At 42.2% G+C, this 17419-nt stretch carries 15 protein-coding genes; 12 read left to right on the forward strand and 3 right to left on the reverse strand.

Annotated features, from left to right (window positions below):
- Nucleotides 1-17: 17 nt before the first annotated feature.
- From LI162_RS08535 to LI162_RS08545, 3 genes are all read left to right on the forward strand, one after another.
- A complete protein-coding gene (locus LI162_RS08535; protein WP_227156284.1) occupies nucleotides 18-689 on the forward strand; it encodes an ABC transporter ATP-binding protein in 672 nt (223 codons plus the stop codon).
- A 15-nt stretch (nucleotides 690-704) separates the two neighbouring features.
- Nucleotides 705-3350, forward strand: coding sequence for an ABC transporter permease (locus tag LI162_RS08540; RefSeq protein WP_117826288.1), 2646 nt, complete (start codon nucleotides 705-707; stop codon nucleotides 3348-3350).
- Nucleotides 3351-3487: 137 nt separating this feature from the next.
- Entirely contained in the window at nucleotides 3488-3772 is a 285-nt protein-coding gene (locus LI162_RS08545) for a hypothetical protein (RefSeq protein ID WP_015529291.1), read from the forward strand.
- A 40-nt stretch (nucleotides 3773-3812) separates the two neighbouring features.
- Here LI162_RS08545 and LI162_RS08550 read toward each other — a convergent pair whose 3' ends face one another.
- Nucleotides 3813-4277 carry a low molecular weight protein-tyrosine-phosphatase gene (locus LI162_RS08550; RefSeq protein ID WP_227156286.1) on the reverse strand — a complete coding sequence of 155 codons (465 nt, stop codon included), beginning with the start codon at nucleotides 4275-4277 and terminating at the stop codon, nucleotides 3813-3815.
- 51 nt (nucleotides 4278-4328) lie between these two features.
- On the reverse strand, nucleotides 4329-5036 hold the full coding sequence (locus tag LI162_RS08555) for a J domain-containing protein (protein ID WP_195942635.1): 708 nt from the start codon (nucleotides 5034-5036) through the stop codon (nucleotides 4329-4331).
- 159 nt (nucleotides 5037-5195) lie between these two features.
- Between LI162_RS08555 and LI162_RS08560 the strand changes: the two genes are divergently transcribed.
- The 7 genes from LI162_RS08560 (at nucleotide 5196) to LI162_RS08590 (ending at nucleotide 12942) form a co-directional block, all read left to right on the forward strand.
- Nucleotides 5196-6353, forward strand: a complete 1158-nt coding sequence (locus LI162_RS08560) for a D-alanyl-D-alanine carboxypeptidase family protein (protein WP_227156288.1) — start codon at nucleotides 5196-5198, stop codon at nucleotides 6351-6353.
- 133 nt (nucleotides 6354-6486) lie between these two features.
- Complete coding sequence (deoC, locus tag LI162_RS08565) at nucleotides 6487-7152, forward strand: deoxyribose-phosphate aldolase (protein ID WP_015529287.1); 666 nt, start codon at nucleotides 6487-6489, stop codon at nucleotides 7150-7152.
- Nucleotides 7149-8078, forward strand: coding sequence for a metallophosphoesterase (locus tag LI162_RS08570; protein WP_227156290.1), 930 nt, complete (start codon nucleotides 7149-7151; stop codon nucleotides 8076-8078). The genes deoC and LI162_RS08570 overlap by 4 nt, the downstream gene beginning before the upstream one ends.
- 12 nt (nucleotides 8079-8090) lie before the next feature.
- Nucleotides 8091-8843: a segregation and condensation protein A gene (locus LI162_RS08575; protein WP_055163155.1), complete on the forward strand. Its 753-nt coding sequence runs from the start codon at nucleotides 8091-8093 to the stop codon at nucleotides 8841-8843.
- Nucleotides 8844-9416 carry an SMC-Scp complex subunit ScpB gene (scpB, locus tag LI162_RS08580; RefSeq protein ID WP_117568244.1) on the forward strand — a complete coding sequence of 191 codons (573 nt, stop codon included), beginning with the start codon at nucleotides 8844-8846 and terminating at the stop codon, nucleotides 9414-9416.
- 80 nt (nucleotides 9417-9496) lie between these two features.
- Nucleotides 9497-10855 (forward strand): D-alanyl-D-alanine carboxypeptidase family protein, encoded by a 1359-nt coding sequence (locus LI162_RS08585; protein ID WP_227156292.1) that lies wholly within the window; start codon nucleotides 9497-9499, stop codon nucleotides 10853-10855.
- A gap of 98 nt (nucleotides 10856-10953) precedes the next feature.
- Nucleotides 10954-12942, forward strand: coding sequence for a 2-isopropylmalate synthase (locus LI162_RS08590; RefSeq protein ID WP_118173922.1), 1989 nt, complete (start codon nucleotides 10954-10956; stop codon nucleotides 12940-12942).
- Between the two features lie 104 nt (nucleotides 12943-13046).
- On the opposite strand, the gene LI162_RS08595 is transcribed toward LI162_RS08590, so the two are convergent.
- A complete protein-coding gene (locus LI162_RS08595) occupies nucleotides 13047-14987 on the reverse strand; it encodes an ABC-F family ATP-binding cassette domain-containing protein (protein ID WP_227156294.1) in 1941 nt (646 codons plus the stop codon).
- 165 nt (nucleotides 14988-15152) lie between these two features.
- Between LI162_RS08595 and LI162_RS08600 the strand changes: the two genes are divergently transcribed.
- A complete protein-coding gene (locus tag LI162_RS08600) occupies nucleotides 15153-15788 on the forward strand; it encodes a redox-sensing transcriptional repressor Rex (protein ID WP_020437041.1) in 636 nt (211 codons plus the stop codon).
- Between the two features lie 110 nt (nucleotides 15789-15898).
- Nucleotides 15899-17416, forward strand: coding sequence for a bifunctional ADP-dependent NAD(P)H-hydrate dehydratase/NAD(P)H-hydrate epimerase (locus LI162_RS08605; protein ID WP_020437040.1), 1518 nt, complete (start codon nucleotides 15899-15901; stop codon nucleotides 17414-17416).
- Nucleotides 17417-17419: the final 3 nt, after the last annotated feature.

The following is a 17419-nucleotide window of genomic DNA, read 5'->3' on the forward strand; positions in this document are numbered from 1 at the left end:
CATGGAGGTACTCATTTATGGAAGTTTTACAGGCAAAAGACCTGAAAAAGATTTATGGCTCCGGCAATAACGCAGTTCATGCGTTGGATGGAGTTGATTTAAGTGTAAAGAAGGGTGAATTTGTTGCAATTGTCGGCACGTCCGGCTCCGGAAAATCCACGTTGCTGCACATGCTGGGCGGGCTGGATCGCCCTACAAGCGGTACGGTCATGGTGGACGAACAGGATATTTTCTCCCTGAAAGAGGAAGCGCTGACCATCTTCCGCCGCAGAAAAATCGGCTTTATATTTCAGAGCTACAATCTTGTTCCGGTGCTGAATGTATATGAAAATATCATTTTACCCATTGAACTGGATGGTGGAAAGGTAAACAAGAATTTTGTGCAGCAGATCGTGCAGACGCTTGGACTGAGCGACCGCTTGGATGCGCTGCCAAATCAGCTCTCAGGCGGTCAGCAGCAGCGTGTGGCAATCGCCCGTGCTTTGGCGGCAGCACCCGCTATCATTCTGGCAGATGAACCGACAGGTAATCTGGATTCCAAAACCAGCCAGGATGTATTGAGTCTTTTGAAAGTCACAAGTCAAAAATTCGCCCAGACAATCGTAATGATCACTCACAACGAAGAAATTGCGCAGATGGCAGACCGCATTATCCGTATCGAAGATGGTCGGATCGTCTCAGAGAACTAACGGGAGGTGACTACGATGAATGTCAAAAACAGAAAATGTATTCGAAAGCTCAGCTTAAAATCTCTTTATGCGAACCGTCGCCGCAATCTGATCGCTATTTTTGCCATTGCGCTGACAACGCTGCTATTTACTTCCATGTTCACCATTGTCTTGTCACTGAACGCCAGCTATGAAACCTACCAGTTTCGGCAGGTAGGCGGCTATGCACACGGCACCTTTAAGGATGTTTCCCCCGAGCAGGCGGAACGCATCGCTGCTCACCCAAAGGTGAAGGCTACGGGGGTACGGAAGGTAATCGGTATCACTGCGGAGGGGGTCTTTGCCAAAATACCGGCAGAGATCAGCTACATGGATGCCAACTGTACCAAATGGAGCTATGCCACCCCAACTACCGGGCGGATGCCCGAAAGCGGCAAAGAGGTGGCTATGGATACGACAGCGTTGCAGCTGCTTGGTGTGACACCGGAACTGGGCGCCGAGGTCACGGTTTCATATTCCATCACGGACAAAGATCAAACCGCCTTTACTGTAACAGATACCTTTACGCTGGTAGGCTATTGGGACTATGATGAACTAATGCCTGTTCACTACATCAACATCAGCCGTGATTACGCAGATGACATCGAAGCGCAGGCAGTGAAAACAGGGTTACAGCCTTTCCGCACCGATTTGAATGTCATGCTGGCCTCCGGCACAAATATTCAAGGGCAGATGGAGCAGGTGGATACCGATCTTGGCTACACCTGGGACAGCTATACTGATCCCAACAGCGTCCGAATCGGCGTCAATTGGGGATATACCTCATCCCAGCTGGAGTCGCAGCTCGATCCAGAGCTGATAATTGCCATAGCAGCCTTTTTGCTGCTGGTGATTTTCACGGGGTATCTTATCATCTATAACATTTTTCAGATCTCTGTTGCAGGGGATATCCGGTTTTACGGACTTCTGAAAACCATTGGCACAACGCCCCGGCAGCTCAAACGCATCATTCGCCAGCAGGCACTTCTGCTTTGTCTGATCGGCATTCCGGCGGGGCTGCTACTGGGCTACGGCATCGGTGCTGTTCTGATGCCTGTTGTCTTGCGCTCCACCAAGTTGGATGCAGGCATCACCACCATCAGCACTTCGCCTGTAATCTTCCTTGGTTCCATGCTGTTTTCCCTGTTGACGGTGCTCTTGTCCTGTTCCAAGCCTGGAAAAATGGCAGCCAAGGTCTCTCCGGTGGAGGCTATCAAATATACGGATGCAATGCAGACTAAGAAAAAACAGCGCAGCACCCGGGGAGCCAAGCTCCATCAGATGGCCTTTGCCAATCTGGGACGAAACAAGAAAAAGACGGTGCTGGTGGTGTTGTCTCTGGCACTGTCGGTGACACTGTTCAATGCGCTGTGTGCCTTTGTGGGAGGCTTCAGCATGGAGAAGTATGTATCCTCCATGACCTGCGCCGATTTTATCGTCAGCACTCCCGACTATTTCCGTTTCAACCCGGCAGATGAATTCATCACGCCAGAACAGATCGAGGAGATCGCAGCAAACACAAAGGCCAGTCTTTCCGGCACGGGATATGCTGTGCGAAAAAACGCATACCTGTGGATGACGGAGGATGCTCTGCGGCAGAACTATGCAAGGTACGAAAGCGCCGAGCAGTTAGACAGCCATATGAGCCGCATGGAGCACCGGGGGAATATGGTGATGGGAGATAGCAGAATCGAGGCTCTGGATAACAGCCTGTTTGACAAGCTGCAAGTGTTTGATGGAGATATTTCTCCTATGTTGAAGCCGGGCAATAACGCGATTGCCATTGCGGTTTCTTTGGATGATTACGGCAATCTGCCCAATCCTGAATACTACCCCGAGGTTGGAGACACGATCACGGCTACCTATGCGGATGATGTGAAATATATCGACAGCCGCACCGGAGAACTCTGCACCGAAGATACACCGGAGGAGTACCTTCAGGCAAAATTGTATGGAGCCAGAGATGTAGAGTACACGGTATGCGCTTTGGTAGAACTTCCGTATTCCATGGGTTATCGTTATGGTGGTGATGGCTATGATGCAGTTTTGTCTGTGGACACCGCACAGAGGGACAGCGGTGGTGCGACCATTCCGATGCTCTACCTGTTCGACACAGCGGACGACGCTGATGAGGCCGAAGCAGAGCAATATCTATCGAAGCTCACTGCCGGTGAGTTTTCACCCTTGATGTATGAAAGCAAGGCCACAGCTCGCTCTGAGTTTGCTCAGTTCCGGCAGATGTTCCTTCTGATCGGTGGTATCCTCTGTGCTATCATCGGACTGGTGGGACTCTTAAATTTCTTCAACGCCATGATGACCGGTATTCTTTCCCGCCGCCGTGAATTTGCTGTGCTTCAGGCTGTAGGAATGACGAACCGGCAGCTCAAAACCATGCTGATCTACGAAGGATTGTTTTACGCAATGTCTTCCGTAGCGGCGGCCTTTATTCTGTCGCTGGCGGTGGAACCTCTTGCAGGGAAAATGCTGGGCAGTATGTTCTGGTTCTTTGAGTATCAGTTCACCGTTCTGCCTGTCCTGCTGACAATTCCGGTATTTCTTCTGCTGGGGTTGCTGATCCCCTGCATGATGTATGACAATGCAGCAAAATGCAGCGTTGTAGAGCAATTAAGGGATGCTCAATAACTGTTAAACCAAGGGTTGGAAGGCATAGACGGTTAGAAAATAACCCACGGGATTTTATGCAGATATTACATGTAAATATAGATGATTTTTTGGACGTAACATGATAGAATGGTTACAACAAAAAAAGGAGAACACCCATGAAACCAAGAACAGAAATCAGCATGCAGCTCTACAATCTGATGATGGAACGAGGTTATCCGGAGAATTTATGTGATCTTGTCACCAGAAATCTGAATACCGATTATACAGCAACAAGAATGATCGGATATTTATCTCATTATTCTGATTTGCCGGATGTAGAAGTTGTGGATGAAATGCTTGCTATTTTAAGTGACCGTAACGAGCTTATCAAGAAAAAAGAATCTGAACAGGCGCAGGCCAGGATCAGTGAAATTTACAGATTTGGATTAGATATTAAATGATAGTTGAATAGATAAGAGGGAGCAAAATCTGCCCCCTCGATTATTTTTGCTCTAAAATATAAGCCAATAAAGCGTCGCATCCTTCGTTTACGTCTCTGTAAGTTGCATCAAAATTCCCAGTATACCAGGGATCTGCGATATCAGCGCCTTTATGTGATGTGTAATCTAAAAGTTTAGAAACCTTACCGTCCGGATCACCTTTAAGCATGCGGTTAAGATATTTTATATTGATCGAATCCATACCTATGATATAATCGAAATTATCATAATCGGAAAATGTAATCTGTTTTGCACGATGTGGTACTAAAGGAATTCCAACTTCTTTTAATTTGTTTACTGTACCTCTATGCGGTGGATTTCCGATTTCTTCTGTGCTTGTTGCAAAACTGTCTATTACAAACTGATCACTCAACCCTTTTTCTTTTACCTTATAGGTAAACACGCTTTCGCTTAAGGTTGATCTGCAAATATTCCCCCAACATACAAATGCTACTCTTATTTTCATGATGTACCTCATTCTTCTAATAAATATACTGGAAATATTTCTCCCTGTCTCTTATGCCTCCAATGCATAGGAAAGAAGCTTTTTCAAATTGTGATGAAACTGACGTTTATATGCATGCAGTTTTTTCTTCTCGGAAGTGGAATAATGTTTCTCCACGTAGATATCATATCGATTGAACAAACTTCGGAAATCTGTATCCTGTCTTTGTCCCCAACGGACCAGTACCCAGTTCATGGCATCTATATTCCAGTATTCGCTTGGAATTCCTGCCATTTTCAATGTGGTAATCTGACGCATTGCCTGCATGGATAGGCGGCTGAGCTGGCGTTCACGGTGCATCTCATCCGGATCATTTTTCCCAAGCTTTTTCATTAATTTTTGAGAGAGTGTCTTTGTCCTGGAAGCACGTTCCATTACACGAACACTTTGATCAATGATATCCTGGAGCTGCACGGCTGCATTCCAGTAAGTCACGAAAGAAACGGATTCTTTCTCATCTTCCGGCGTAAGTTTAAATGTCTTAAAAACACGGTCTGTAACTCCAAAAATTTCCAGATTATAAGCTTTTCTTTTCGCCGGATTGGAAAGAACCCGGTAGGCTTCCAGAATCTCCTGCATAAAAGCAGTTGTATCTATATCTTTATGCATATTGGCATCCGGATGGTAGACCTTAGCCAATGCATTTTTCGCTGAAGTAATTTCTTCCAGAGTCGCATCTCTGGATACACCTAAGATATCGTAATAAGTGCGTGAGCTCATTTTGACCTCCTAATATTAGATTCCATTTATCTGAAATTATAGAAAATGGACAGTACTTCTAATATACGCCTGTAAAATTGAAAAGTCAATTCTCTCCAGACATATTTCCCCTCCATCGCTACTATACTGGTAAAAGAATAGTCCATGGGGGAATTGCAGATGAAGAAAGGTTTTACAGTGATTCTGCTGACTGTTTTTCTGCTGTATAGGATTACATTTCCGACAAGTGTAGTCCACGCGGAAGAAGTAGAAATAAGTGCGCCGTCTGGTATTCTTATGGAAATGTCTACGGGAACGGTTTTATTTGAAAAAGATGCAGATACTGCGCGGCCACCGGCAAGTGTTACAAAGATCATGACAATGTTGTTAATCTTTGATGCATTAGAAAACGGAACTATATCACTTGATGATGAAGTGTCAACTTCCGAGTATGCAGCTTCTATGGGAGGATCTCAAGTATTCTTAGAACCTGGAGAGATGCAGACGGTAGGTACGCTGCTAAAATGCATTTCTGTCGCAAGCGCAAACGATGCGTGTGTAACTATGAGTGAATGTATCTGCGGTAATGAACAAGAATTTGTAAAACAAATGAATGAGCGGGCAAAAGGACTTGGAATGAAACATACAAACTTCGTAAACTGTAACGGATTAGATGCAGATGGTCATGAGATGAGTGCCAGAGACATTGCACTCATGTCGCGGGAACTGATGACCAGATATCCGCAGATAAAGGACTACTGTACGGTCTGGATGGAAAATATCACGCATACAACTGCCCGTGGATCTTCGGAATTTGGCCTGACGAATACAAATAAGCTGATCCGGCAGTACGAATATGCCACTGGTCTGAAAACCGGATCCACCGGAAAGGCAAAGTTCTGTGTATCAGCAACGGCAAGTAAGAATGGTGTGGATCTGATCGCAGTAATTATGGGCGCTGAAGATTCAAAAAGCCGTTTTAAGGATGCGGTAACCTTATTGAATTATGGATTTGGGAAATGTCAGATTTATAAAGCAAAAGAACGGAAACTGCCAGTGGTTCTGGTGAAAGGTGGCAAAGAAGATCATCTAAAGATTCAATATGAGGAAGGATTTACTTATGTAGATACGGAAGGATCCGATTTATCGAAAGTCGAAGAAGTAACAGAAATTCCAGATGAAGTAAAAGCACCTGTGAAAAAAGGGGAAACAGTTGGTCGGATTTGTTATCGGATAAGCGGGAAAGAAATCGGATCCGTAAATCTGATCGCTTCAACACCTGTGGAAAAGGCAGATTTTGGAGATTATCTAAAAAAGATTTGGAAGAAATTATTATAACACTTGTCGGGAACATGGAAAATGTTTTATAATAAAGGGTACGAATGCGGGTAGCTCAGAATAATTTTTAGTCTGTTTTATGAAATTTTACTACCCGCAATGGATATAAAAATACAGGAGGCAGATTAAATTAATGATTACAGAACGTATTGATCATACATTATTAAGAGCAGATGCAACAGAGGAAGATATCCGTGGATTATGTGAGGAAGCAGTTACGTACGGATTTCATTCTGTTTGTGTGAATTCAAGTTGTGTTGCGCTTTGTGCCTCTCTTCTGAAAAATACAGGAATTAAAGTATGTACCGTGATTGGTTTTCCGTTAGGAGCAATGTCAACAACTGCGAAGATTGCAGAAGCAACAGCAGCAGTGAAAGACGGCGCAGAAGAGTTGGATATGGTTATCCATATTGGAGCATTGAAGAGTGGAAACTGGGATTATGTAAGAAGAGATATCGGTGCGGTTGTAGCTGCTGCCGGGGATGACGTGATTGTAAAGGTGATTCTTGAGACATGTCTGCTTACAGACGAAGAGATTCAGGAGGCTTGTCTTGTAAGCCGTGATGCAGGTGCAGACTATGTAAAAACCTCTACTGGTTTCTCAACCGGCGGAGCAACTGTAGAAGCAGTTTCTCTTATGAAGCGTACGGTTGGCTCTGACATGAAGGTAAAGGCATCCGGTGGTATTCATACACTGGAAGATGCACGGAAGATGTTTTATGCAGGTGCAGACCGTATTGGATCAAGTTCCGGTGTGGCGATTGCAGAAGCTGAGATGTCCGAGATACATACGATATGAGCATCCTAGGTTTTTTCACAGTTCTTTTTCTGATTGTGTGCGCGGTTATATTAGCAGAAATGTATCGGGAGCAGCATTCTTTTTGTGTAACACATTACGAAGTACATTCACCAAAGATAACCTGCACAGCCGAAAAAGATCCAGTGAACAGAATTATTTTTTTAAGTGATATGCACAACCATGTTTATGGTAAGCAGAACAATAAATTGTTCGAAGCTATAAGAGCAGAACAGCCGGATCTGATTTTAATTGGCGGAGATATGCTGGTAGCAAAAAATGACGTGCGATACCAAGAGGCACTGGATTTTGTCAGTCGTCTGCCGCAGCTCTGCCCGGTTTATTATGCCAGTGGAAATCATGAACAGAGAATCAAAGAGAATCAGGAAAACTATTCTTTGTGTTATGAAGAGTATCGTAAAAAGTTACAGGCAGAAGGGGTTCATTTTCTGGAAAATGAAAGTTGCGATATTCTGTTGGGAAATCAACCGATTCATATCAGCGGATTGGAACTCCCACTGATTGTGAATAAAAAATTCCGCAAGGCGGATGTCACCGCTGAAGATGTACGCAGATGCCTGGGAGAAAAGCATACTACAGGAAATCAGGAAAAACAGCAGGAGACAACAGAGAATTTTGCAGACAACAGTTATCACATTCTGCTTGCCCACAATCCATCCTATATGGAAGCTTATAAGGAATGGGGTTCCGATCTGATTTTGTCTGGACATTTACATGGAGGATGTGTACGCTTGCCGGGAATTGGCGGCGTGATCACTCCGCAGGCATTTCTTTTTCCAAAATATTCAGGAGAGATGACCGTGGAGGGAGAACAGACGATCATCGTCAGCAAAGGGCTTGGAACACATACATTTAATGTGAGACTGTTCAATCCGGCAGAAGTGATTGCAATTACCCTTTGCAGATAAAAGGAGATTATTATGGGAATACCGGTAAAACTGGAAGTATTTGAAGGACCGTTGGATCTGCTCCTTCATCTGATTGAGAAGAATAAAGTTGATATTTACGATATCCCCATTGTGGAGATTACGAATCAGTACATGGAATATATCCGTCAGATGCAACGGGAAGATCTGAATGTGATGAGTGAATTTCTTGTTATGGCAGCGACGTTGTTGGATATTAAATGCAAGATGCTTCTTCCAAAAGAAGTCAAAGAAGACGGAGAGGAAGAAGATCCAAGGCAGGAACTGGTTGAACAGCTGCTACAGTATAAAATGTATAAATACATGTCTTATGAGCTCAGAGACCGCCAGGTAGATGCGGATCTGATTTTATATAAGAATCCGACAATTCCGGAAGAAGTTCTGGAATATGTAGAGCCAGTTGATCTTGACCTTTTACTTGGGGATCTGACAATGGTGCAGTTAAAGAAAGTTTTTCAGGAAGTTATGCGTCGGCAGACAGATAAAGTGGATCCGGTAAGAAGTAAATTTGGCAAGATTGAGAAAGAGGAAGTTTCACTCACAGATAAGTTCCTTTATGTGCGTGATTATTTACAGGAACACCGCCGGTTCAGTTTCCGTCAGCTTCTTCAGAAGCAGAAGAGTAAAATGCATGTTGTTGTTACGTTTCTTGCGATTCTTGAAATGATGAAGCTGGGTGAAATTTATGTTGAACAAGAATCTACTTGTGGTGAGATCATGATTGAGAGAAAAGGAGACGTAGTGTAAATGGCAGGAGTAAAAACACTTCAGGCTGCAATTGAAGCTATTTTATTTACAATGGGAGAGTCTGTTGAACTAAGTAAAATTGCGAAAGCAATCGAACAGGATGAGCAGACAACCGAAGAATTACTTCAGGATCTGATGAAGAAATACGAATCAAAGAACAGAGGAATCCGCATCATTGAACTGGACAAGTCTTATCAGATGTGTACAAAGAAGGAAATGTATGACTATCTGATCCGTGTGGCAAAGCAGCCAAAGAAATATACTCTGACGGACGTTCTTCTTGAGACAATGTCAATCATTGCGTACAAACAGCCGATCACTAAGATCGAGGTAGAGAAGATCCGTGGAGTAAAGTCTGATCATGCAGTAAATAAACTTGTGGAATATGGTCTGGTAGAAGAAGTCGGAAGACTTGATGCACCTGGAAAACCAATTCTTTTCGGCACGACGGAAGAATTCTTAAGAAGATTCAGTGTACCGTCGATTGATGATCTTCCGTCATTGAATCCGGAGCAGCTGGAACATTTCAAAGAAGAAGCAGAGGATGAGGCAAAGATCCGTATGGACATTTGATTTTTGAATTCTACAACGTGCATTGGAATCATAAAATAAAAAGAAGAATGGAGCTTCCAATACAGACAGGAAATCAATTGATGATAGAATTTAAAAAGTGGTATTTCAGAATCTATTTATTCTTTGTTCGCATACTGATTGTCAGCATGATCATTGGAATTTCTTTTCCGGTTCATGTTTTTGGAACTACATCTGATCATACAGGACAAAACTGGAAGATAAATGTCAGTTCTAACGAACGTCAGGTAGTTCCAGATGAGCTAAAACAATTATACGCCCTGTCTGCCGTCTTAATGGATGCAGACAGTGGGCGTATTTTATTTTCCAAAAATGGACAGGAAGAACGGGCAATGGCAAGTACAACAAAGATTATGACTTGTATTCTTGCATTAGAGAGCGGCATAATTGATTCAGAAAATCAGATTGTTACAGTAAGCAATCAGGCTGCTGCACAGCCAAAGGTACATCTTGGAATGGTTGCAGGAGAACGGTTTTATTTAAAAGATCTTCTTTATTCCTTAATGCTGGAGTCACATAATGACTCTGGGGTTGCAATTGCAGAAGCTGTTGCCGGAAGTGTAGAGAAATTCGCAGATCTGATGAACCGAAAAGCGCGGACGATCGGCTGTTATTCTACTTATTTTATCACACCGAATGGATTAGATGCAGCCGATTCAAATGGAATCCACCACACTACAGCAGAAGATCTTGCAAGGATCATGCGTTATTGTATTATGAATTCTAAAAAACAGGAAGAATTTCTTACGATCACGCGTACCGAAACCTATCAGTTTCAAGATGTTGAAGGAAAACGGTCGTTCAGCTGTTATAATCATAATGCATTCTTAAATATGATGGACGGCGCTCTTTCCGGAAAAACAGGATTTACTTCAGATGCCGGATATTGTTATGTCGGTGCGTTGCGTAGAGATAAGCGGACATTTATCGTTGCACTTCTTGCCTGCGGATGGCCAAATAATAAGAGTTATAAATGGTCCGATATGAGAACTCTTATGACTTATGCTTTAGATCATTATCAATATAAGACATTTGAAATCGAATTACCTGTCCGGCAGATATTTATTAATAATGGGATAAAAGCACATTCAGATATGATAGCTTATCCCGGTAAAAACGGAACCAAGATTTCTCTTACTGCAAATCTGACACCTGTTTCTTTCCTATTGAAAGAAGATGAAACGATTTCTGTTGACTATGAGATTCCTGATCAGTTGGATGCTCCTGTAAGGAAAGGAATGCAAGTCGGCAGGATTCGCTGCACGTTAAATGACAAATTGATCCGTGAATATCCCGTCTATACAACACAGAATGCAGAAAAGAGAACCTTAAAAAAATGTGTGGAATATATTTTCCACCTGTTTTCTATAAAAAATTCGTACCAAAAAGCAGGAAATATTAAAAAAGATCAAGTGAGGTGATTAAAATAGTCACTACAATCTAAGACTTTCCTGTGCTAATATAAACGAGTGTTAAAAAACAACAACTAAATTGATTAAATATAAGAGAGGTACACATTATGGAAAACTGGAGGAAATACGAAAAGACTTACTTTATGCCACCTGAGCCATGTTATGACTGGGTAAAGAAAGATTCAATTGACAAAGCACCAATCTGGTGCAGTGTTGACTTGAGAGATGGTAACCAGGCACTGATCGAGCCGATGAGTCTGGATGAAAAGTTGGAATTCTTCCAGCTGCTTGTGGATGTAGGATTCAAGATGATCGAAGTCGGATTCCCAGCTGCGTCTGAGACGGAATATCAGTTTTTAAGAACATTGATCGAGCAGAACATGATTCCGGATGACGTTACGATCCAGGTTCTGACACAGGCAAGAGAGCATATTATCAGAAAAACTTTTGACGCTGTCAAAGGTGCTCCACATGCTATTATCCATGTATATAATTCAACATCTGTTGCACAAAGAGAACAGGTATTTAAGAAAGATAAAGAGCAGGTAAAGCAGATTGCAATTGACGGTGCAAAACTTTTGAAAGAGTTAGCAGAAGAAACAGATGGAAACTTTACATTCCAGTACAGTCCGGAAAGTTTTCAGGGAACAGAAGTTGACTATGCATTAGAAGTCTGCAACGCAGTCCTTGAGATCTGGCAGCCAACAGCTGATAACAAAGCGATCATCAACCTGCCTACAACAGTGGAAAATGCTATGCCTCATGTATTCGCAAGTCAGGTAGAGTATTTTAACAAGCATCTGCGCGACAGAGAGAATGTAATTCTTTCTCTGCATCCGCACAATGACAGAGGATCAGGAGTTTCAGATGCTGAGCTTGGAATCCTTGCCGGTGCTGATAAAATCGAAGGAACATTGTTCGGAAACGGAGAGAGAACAGGTAACGTAGATATTATCACACTTGCAATGAATATGTTTTCTCAGGGTGTGAATCCGGAACTTGATTTCTCTAATATGAGTGACATTTGTGAAATCTATGAACGCGTGACAAGAATGAAAGTTTCTCCGCGCCAGCCATATGCAGGAGATCTTGTATTTACAGCATTCTCCGGTTCACATCAGGATGCGATTGCGAAAGGTATGACCTGGAGAGAGGAGCATGACTGTCAGACATGGACTGTTCCATATCTCCCGATCGATCCACAGGATGTTGGCAGAAGATACGATTCCGATGTAATTCGTATTAACAGCCAGTCAGGAAAGGGTGGCGTAAACTATATCCTGAAGCAGAGCTTTGGAATCAGCTTACCGGAAAAGATGAGAGAAGAAGTCGGATATCTTGTAAAAGATGTTTCCGACAAGGCTCACGAAGAACTTACACCAGACAATGTATATCATATCTTTGAAGACCATTACATCAATGCGAAACCAATTTTCAGTGTTGATGAATGCCACTTTAAACAAGAAGATGGAATTGTCGCAGAAGCAACGATTCACCACAATGGAAGTAACCGCAAGATCACAGGTGTTGGAAACGGACGTCTGGATGCTGTCAGCAATGCAATCAAGCATTATTTTGATATCGAATTTGAACTTGCATTTTACGAGGAGCATTCTTTGACAAAAGGATCTTCTTCCAGAGCTGTTGCTTATGTCGGTGTTATTTCCAACAAGAAGCGTTACTGGGGTGTCGGAGTTGATGCCGATATTATCAAAGCATCTATTGAAGCACTCGTTGTTGCAGTGAATAAATTGGATAGCGTACAGAGATCCCAGACATGCAAGGATGAAAGATTATTAGATATTACAAATTATATTTATGCAAATTATAAAGAAGTTACATTGGACGATCTTGCTGAGAAGTTCTTCCTTTCAAAACCATATTTGTCAAAATATATTAAAGAAAAATCAGGAATGACATTCGGAGATATTCTGAAAGAAATCCGTATGAAAAAGGCAAGAGCAATGCTTAAGAGCAGCAGTGCAACTGTAGAAAGTATTGCAGAATCTGTGGGATATCAGAATGTAGAGCATTTTAACAGAACATTTAAAAAACTGTATAATATCACACCGGTACAGTATAGAAACAAACCTTGATCCCGATTCGAGTTTGACTAAATTTAGAAATGTAATCTTAAAACAAATCGCCTGACAGTTACCATAAGTAGTAGCTGTCAGGCGATTACTGTTATGCAGATTCATTATTCTGCTAATTCTTCCCACAATTCATACAATTCCTCTAATCTTGCTTCATTTGCAGCGCGTTCTGTTGAAAGTTTCTGGCACTCAATAGAGTTCGAATAAACTTCCTCTTTCGTCAGTTCCTCGTCAATCTCTGTGTTGCGATCTTCGAGTTTTGCAATTTCTTCCTCTGTTTTCTTCAACTCATTTTTACGTTTACGTTCACGTGCCTGCTGTTCCTTCTGTTCCTGCCAGCTTAATTTTGAATCCGAAGCAGGAGTGGATGCAGCAGAATTGCCTGAATTGGATACATTTTCTGCATTTGTTTCATTTCCAGAAGCATAAGCAAGTGTCAGTGCTTCTTTTTTCTCCAGATAATAATCGTAGTTTCCGATGTAATTAACAAATGTCTGATTCACCAGTTCAAGGATCCGGGAGGCGGTCTGATTGATAAAATAACGGTCATGGGATACATAAAGTATCGTTCCGCTGTAGTTATTTAATGCTTCTTCCAGAATTTCTTTAGAAGTAATATCCAGATGGTTGGTTGGCTCATCAAGGATTAGAAAATTTGCTTCCGAAAGCATAAGTTTGGCAAGTGATACGCGTCCTTTTTCTCCACCGCTTAACGTATGAATTTCTTTGAACACTTCATCTCCGGTAAACTGGAATGCAGCGAGTGTATTTCTGATCTGTGTATTGGTAAGATCAGGATAGTCATCAGAAATCTCATCAAAAATAGTCTTATCATCATGAAGTACGTGATGTTCCTGGTCGTAATAACCAATCGTCACTTTGGATCCAAGTGTGAATTCGCCCTGATCCGCTGTAATAACCTGATTAATGATCTTTAAAAGTGTTGTCTTTCCGGTTCCGTTATCACCAATCACAGCGACATGTTCGCCACGTTTGATTTCAAAACTGATATCACTGAAGAGAACTTGATTGTCAAATTGCTTTGAGAGATGTTCCACTGTAAGAACATCATTTCCGCTGATCTGCGATGGTTCCAGCGTAAAATGCATTTCTTTCGTACTGTCAACCGGTTTGTCCAATGGCGTAATCCTGTCAAGCATTTTCTCACGACTCTCTGCACGTTTGATCGATTTTTCACGATTGAAAGACTTTAATTTATCAATAACAGCCTGCTGATGTTTGATCTCACGCTGCTGATTCATGTATTCTTTCAGCTGTGCATCTCGGATCTGCTGTTTTTTCATTGCATAATCTTTATAATTTCCAAGGTACATGCGAACCTGTGCATTGTCAATCTCAACAACTTTTGTGACAACACGATTCAGGAAATAACGGTCATGGGAGACGATAAATACCGCTCCGGAATAATTGATCAGATATGTTTCCAGCCAGGCAATGGAATTCAGATCCAAGTGGTTTGTCGGCTCATCAAGCAGGAGGATATCCGGACTTGTAAGCAGTAATTTTCCGAGAGAAACACGGGTCTTCTGACCTCCTGAAAGTGTATCTGTCTGTTTATTAAAATCGTCTTCCGTAAACCCAAGTCCCTTTAATACACCTGTAATCTCACTTTCGCAGGCATAACCGTTTCTTGCATCAAATTCAGACTGTAGACGATTGTAGGTCTCCAGGTGGCTCTGCAATTCCTCACCTTCCAGATGCTTCAGTTCATGTTCAATGGAACGAATCTGAGCTTCCATTGCAAAAATATCCGCTTTTGCACTTTTTACTTCCTCATAAATGGTATTTCCGGATTTTAAATCCTGACGCTGCGCAAGATAACCTAGCGTCTTTCCTTTCGCGAGAATAACCTCTCCACCATCAAGAGGTTCTTCTCCGATGATCATCTTAAGGATTGTTGATTTCCCGGCGCCATTCACACCGACAAGAGCAGCTTTCTCACGATCTTCAATATGAAAGGAGCCGTCTCGTACAATTTCGCGTTCCCCAAACGCTTTTTCTATATTGTGACATGCGAGTATCATATATTTTCACCTCGTTTTTTGACTTCTAACATTATCATTATATAGAAAAATGTCGAAAATACAAGGAAAATATATGGATTTTAAAGGTTTTTGCAAAACAAAAGTTTGACAGAACTTTAACTCTTTTATATAATAAAGAGTAGTTTAAGAGTGGAGGGCTAAAAATTGGAACAGAGAAAGATATCACGCGCAGTCATTTCCAGACTTCCGAGGTACTACAGATATCTGGGAGATCTGCTGGAGGCTGGCGTAGAGAGAATTTCATCCAGTGACTTGAGTAAGAAGATGCATGTAACGGCTTCACAGATACGTCAGGATTTGAATAATTTCGGTGGATTCGGCCAGCAGGGGTACGGATACAATGTGAAATATCTTTATACAGAGATTGGAAAGATCTTAGGATTGGATAGATGTCATAATTTTATTATCATTGGTGCCGGTAATTTAGGACAGGCACTAGCAAACTATGCTTCCTTCGAAAGAAGCGGATTTATTCTGAAAAGTCTTTTCGATGTGAATCCTCGACTGGAAGGCGTAACGATCAGGGGGATTCCTGTGCGTATGGTTGATGAACTGGAAGATTTTCTTAAGAATAATGACATTGAAATTGCTGCACTGACACTTCCAAAATCAAAAGCAATTGAAGTGGCTGATATTCTGGTAGATAACGGTGTGAAGGGAATCTGGAATTTTGCACATACAGACCTTTCCCTTCCAAAGGATGTGGTCGTTGAGAACGTACATTTATCTGACACACTGATGAAGTTATCTTACAACCTTTGTCAGCAGGATAAAGAATAGAATCTAGCAAAGCTGCAAGGATGCTGTGGGACCAACTGACAAAAGGAGGTTTCGCAGCATCTGTTCATGTTAAAAGGAATTAATAATGTTAGAAAGGTCAGGCGATAAGCATGAGATATCTTCCAAATGGGAAGCAGATGAGTGAAGCTGATGCACACACAATTCATGAAATTGGGATTCCATCCCTTGTACTTATGGAACGTGCAGCACTTCAGATTGTCGAGACAATGCATAAGAAAAATATTTCCACAGAAAAAAGTCTGATTGTTTGTGGAAGCGGCAACAATGGTGGAGACGGATTTGCAGTAGCAAGGCTCTTAACCGAACAGGGAAAGCATGCAGATGTACTATTTGCAGGGAAAGAAGCTTCTTTAAGTGAAGAATGTCGATGTCAGAAACAGATTGTAGAAAATATGGGGATTTCTGTATTCACAGAATTCCCGGATGAAGAATATACTGTAATAATTGATGCTGTATTTGGTGTTGGACTCTGCCGTGAAATCACAGGACATTATAAAGATGTGATCGACTGGATGAATCTTCAGGATGCAGAAAAAGTTGCTGTTGATATTCCATCCGGAATCTGTGCTGCAACAGGAAAGATTCTTGGAACAGCATTTCGAGCCGACCTTACAGTATGTATGGCATGTGTAAAATTAGGCTGTGAGCTTTTCCCTGGCAAGTCCTATGCAGGAGAGAGCATTCCGGTTGCGATTGGAATTGATCCGAAATATTTTTCGAATCGCCTGGATGTTTGTTATACCTTTGACAAAAATGATCTTGGAAAACTTCTTCCTTCGAGAATGATGAATTCACACAAGGGAAGTTATGGAAAAGTTCTTATGATCACCGGAAGTCCCGGGATGGCTGGTGCTGCATTTCTTTCTGCCTGTGCTGCCTATACAGTTGGTGCCGGTCTAGTACAGATTTATACAGCAAGTGAAAACCGTCTGGCACTGCAGGAACTTCTTCCGGAGGCAATCATATCCTGCTATGATTCTTATGATGACAGTCAACTGTCTCATCTTCTTGACTGGGCTGATGTGGTTTGTATTGGCTGTGGACTTGGAATGGGACAGATTTCCGAAAAGATATTGAAAAATGTATTGAAAAATGTATCCTGTCCATGTGTCATAGATGCCGATGGACTTAATTTACTGAGCAGGAATATAGAGTTATTAAATCAATGTTGTGCACCTGTGATTTTAACTCCACATATGAAAGAAATGTCAAGGCTGACCGGATGGAGTATTGATACGATCATGGAAGATCGCTTCCAGGCACTTGATCAGATCATAAAACAATCTGGACCGGATACAAAATCATCCATAATCTGTGTGTTAAAAGACAGTCGTACTGTTGTCGCACAGACAAATCGGCAGAGATTTGTAAATCTCGCTGGTAATAACTCTATGGCAAAAGGTGGTTCCGGAGACGTTCTCGCCGGAACGATTGCAGGACTTCTTGCACAGCATATGGCACCATTTGAAGCCACTACTGTGGGAGTTTTCCTACATGCCTGTGGTGGAGATGAAGCGAAAAAGAGCAAAGGAAGTTACAGCGTATTAGCCAGAGACCTGATTCAGGGTATGGCCGATGCAATGAAGAATGCAAAGGAGTGCAGATAAATT

This window comes from Mediterraneibacter sp. 210702-DFI.3.120, assembly GCF_020561005.1.
Classification (GTDB): Bacteria; Bacillota; Clostridia; order Lachnospirales; family Lachnospiraceae; genus Mediterraneibacter; species Mediterraneibacter faecis.

Coding starts and splice junctions, on each gene's coding strand:
- LI162_RS08535 (WP_227156284.1), top strand. CDS start 18: ATGGAAGTTTTACAGGCAAAAGACCTGAAAAAGATTTATGGCTCCGGC.
- scpB (WP_117568244.1), top strand. CDS start 8,844: ATGGCAGGAGTAAAAACACTTCAGGCTGCAATTGAAGCTATTTTATTT.
- LI162_RS08540 (WP_117826288.1), top strand. CDS start 705: ATGAATGTCAAAAACAGAAAATGTATTCGAAAGCTCAGCTTAAAATCT.
- LI162_RS08545 (WP_015529291.1), top strand. CDS start 3,488: ATGAAACCAAGAACAGAAATCAGCATGCAGCTCTACAATCTGATGATG.
- LI162_RS08550 (WP_227156286.1), bottom strand. CDS start 4,277: ATGAAAATAAGAGTAGCATTTGTATGTTGGGGGAATATTTGCAGATCA.
- LI162_RS08570 (WP_227156290.1), top strand. CDS start 7,149: ATGAGCATCCTAGGTTTTTTCACAGTTCTTTTTCTGATTGTGTGCGCG.
- LI162_RS08560 (WP_227156288.1), top strand. CDS start 5,196: ATGAAGAAAGGTTTTACAGTGATTCTGCTGACTGTTTTTCTGCTGTAT.
- LI162_RS08605 (WP_020437040.1), top strand. CDS start 15,899: ATGAGATATCTTCCAAATGGGAAGCAGATGAGTGAAGCTGATGCACAC.
- deoC (WP_015529287.1), top strand. CDS start 6,487: ATGATTACAGAACGTATTGATCATACATTATTAAGAGCAGATGCAACA.
- LI162_RS08575 (WP_055163155.1), top strand. CDS start 8,091: ATGGGAATACCGGTAAAACTGGAAGTATTTGAAGGACCGTTGGATCTG.
- LI162_RS08595 (WP_227156294.1), bottom strand. CDS start 14,987: ATGATACTCGCATGTCACAATATAGAAAAAGCGTTTGGGGAACGCGAA.
- LI162_RS08590 (WP_118173922.1), top strand. CDS start 10,954: ATGGAAAACTGGAGGAAATACGAAAAGACTTACTTTATGCCACCTGAG.
- LI162_RS08555 (WP_195942635.1), bottom strand. CDS start 5,036: ATGAGCTCACGCACTTATTACGATATCTTAGGTGTATCCAGAGATGCG.
- LI162_RS08585 (WP_227156292.1), top strand. CDS start 9,497: ATGATAGAATTTAAAAAGTGGTATTTCAGAATCTATTTATTCTTTGTT.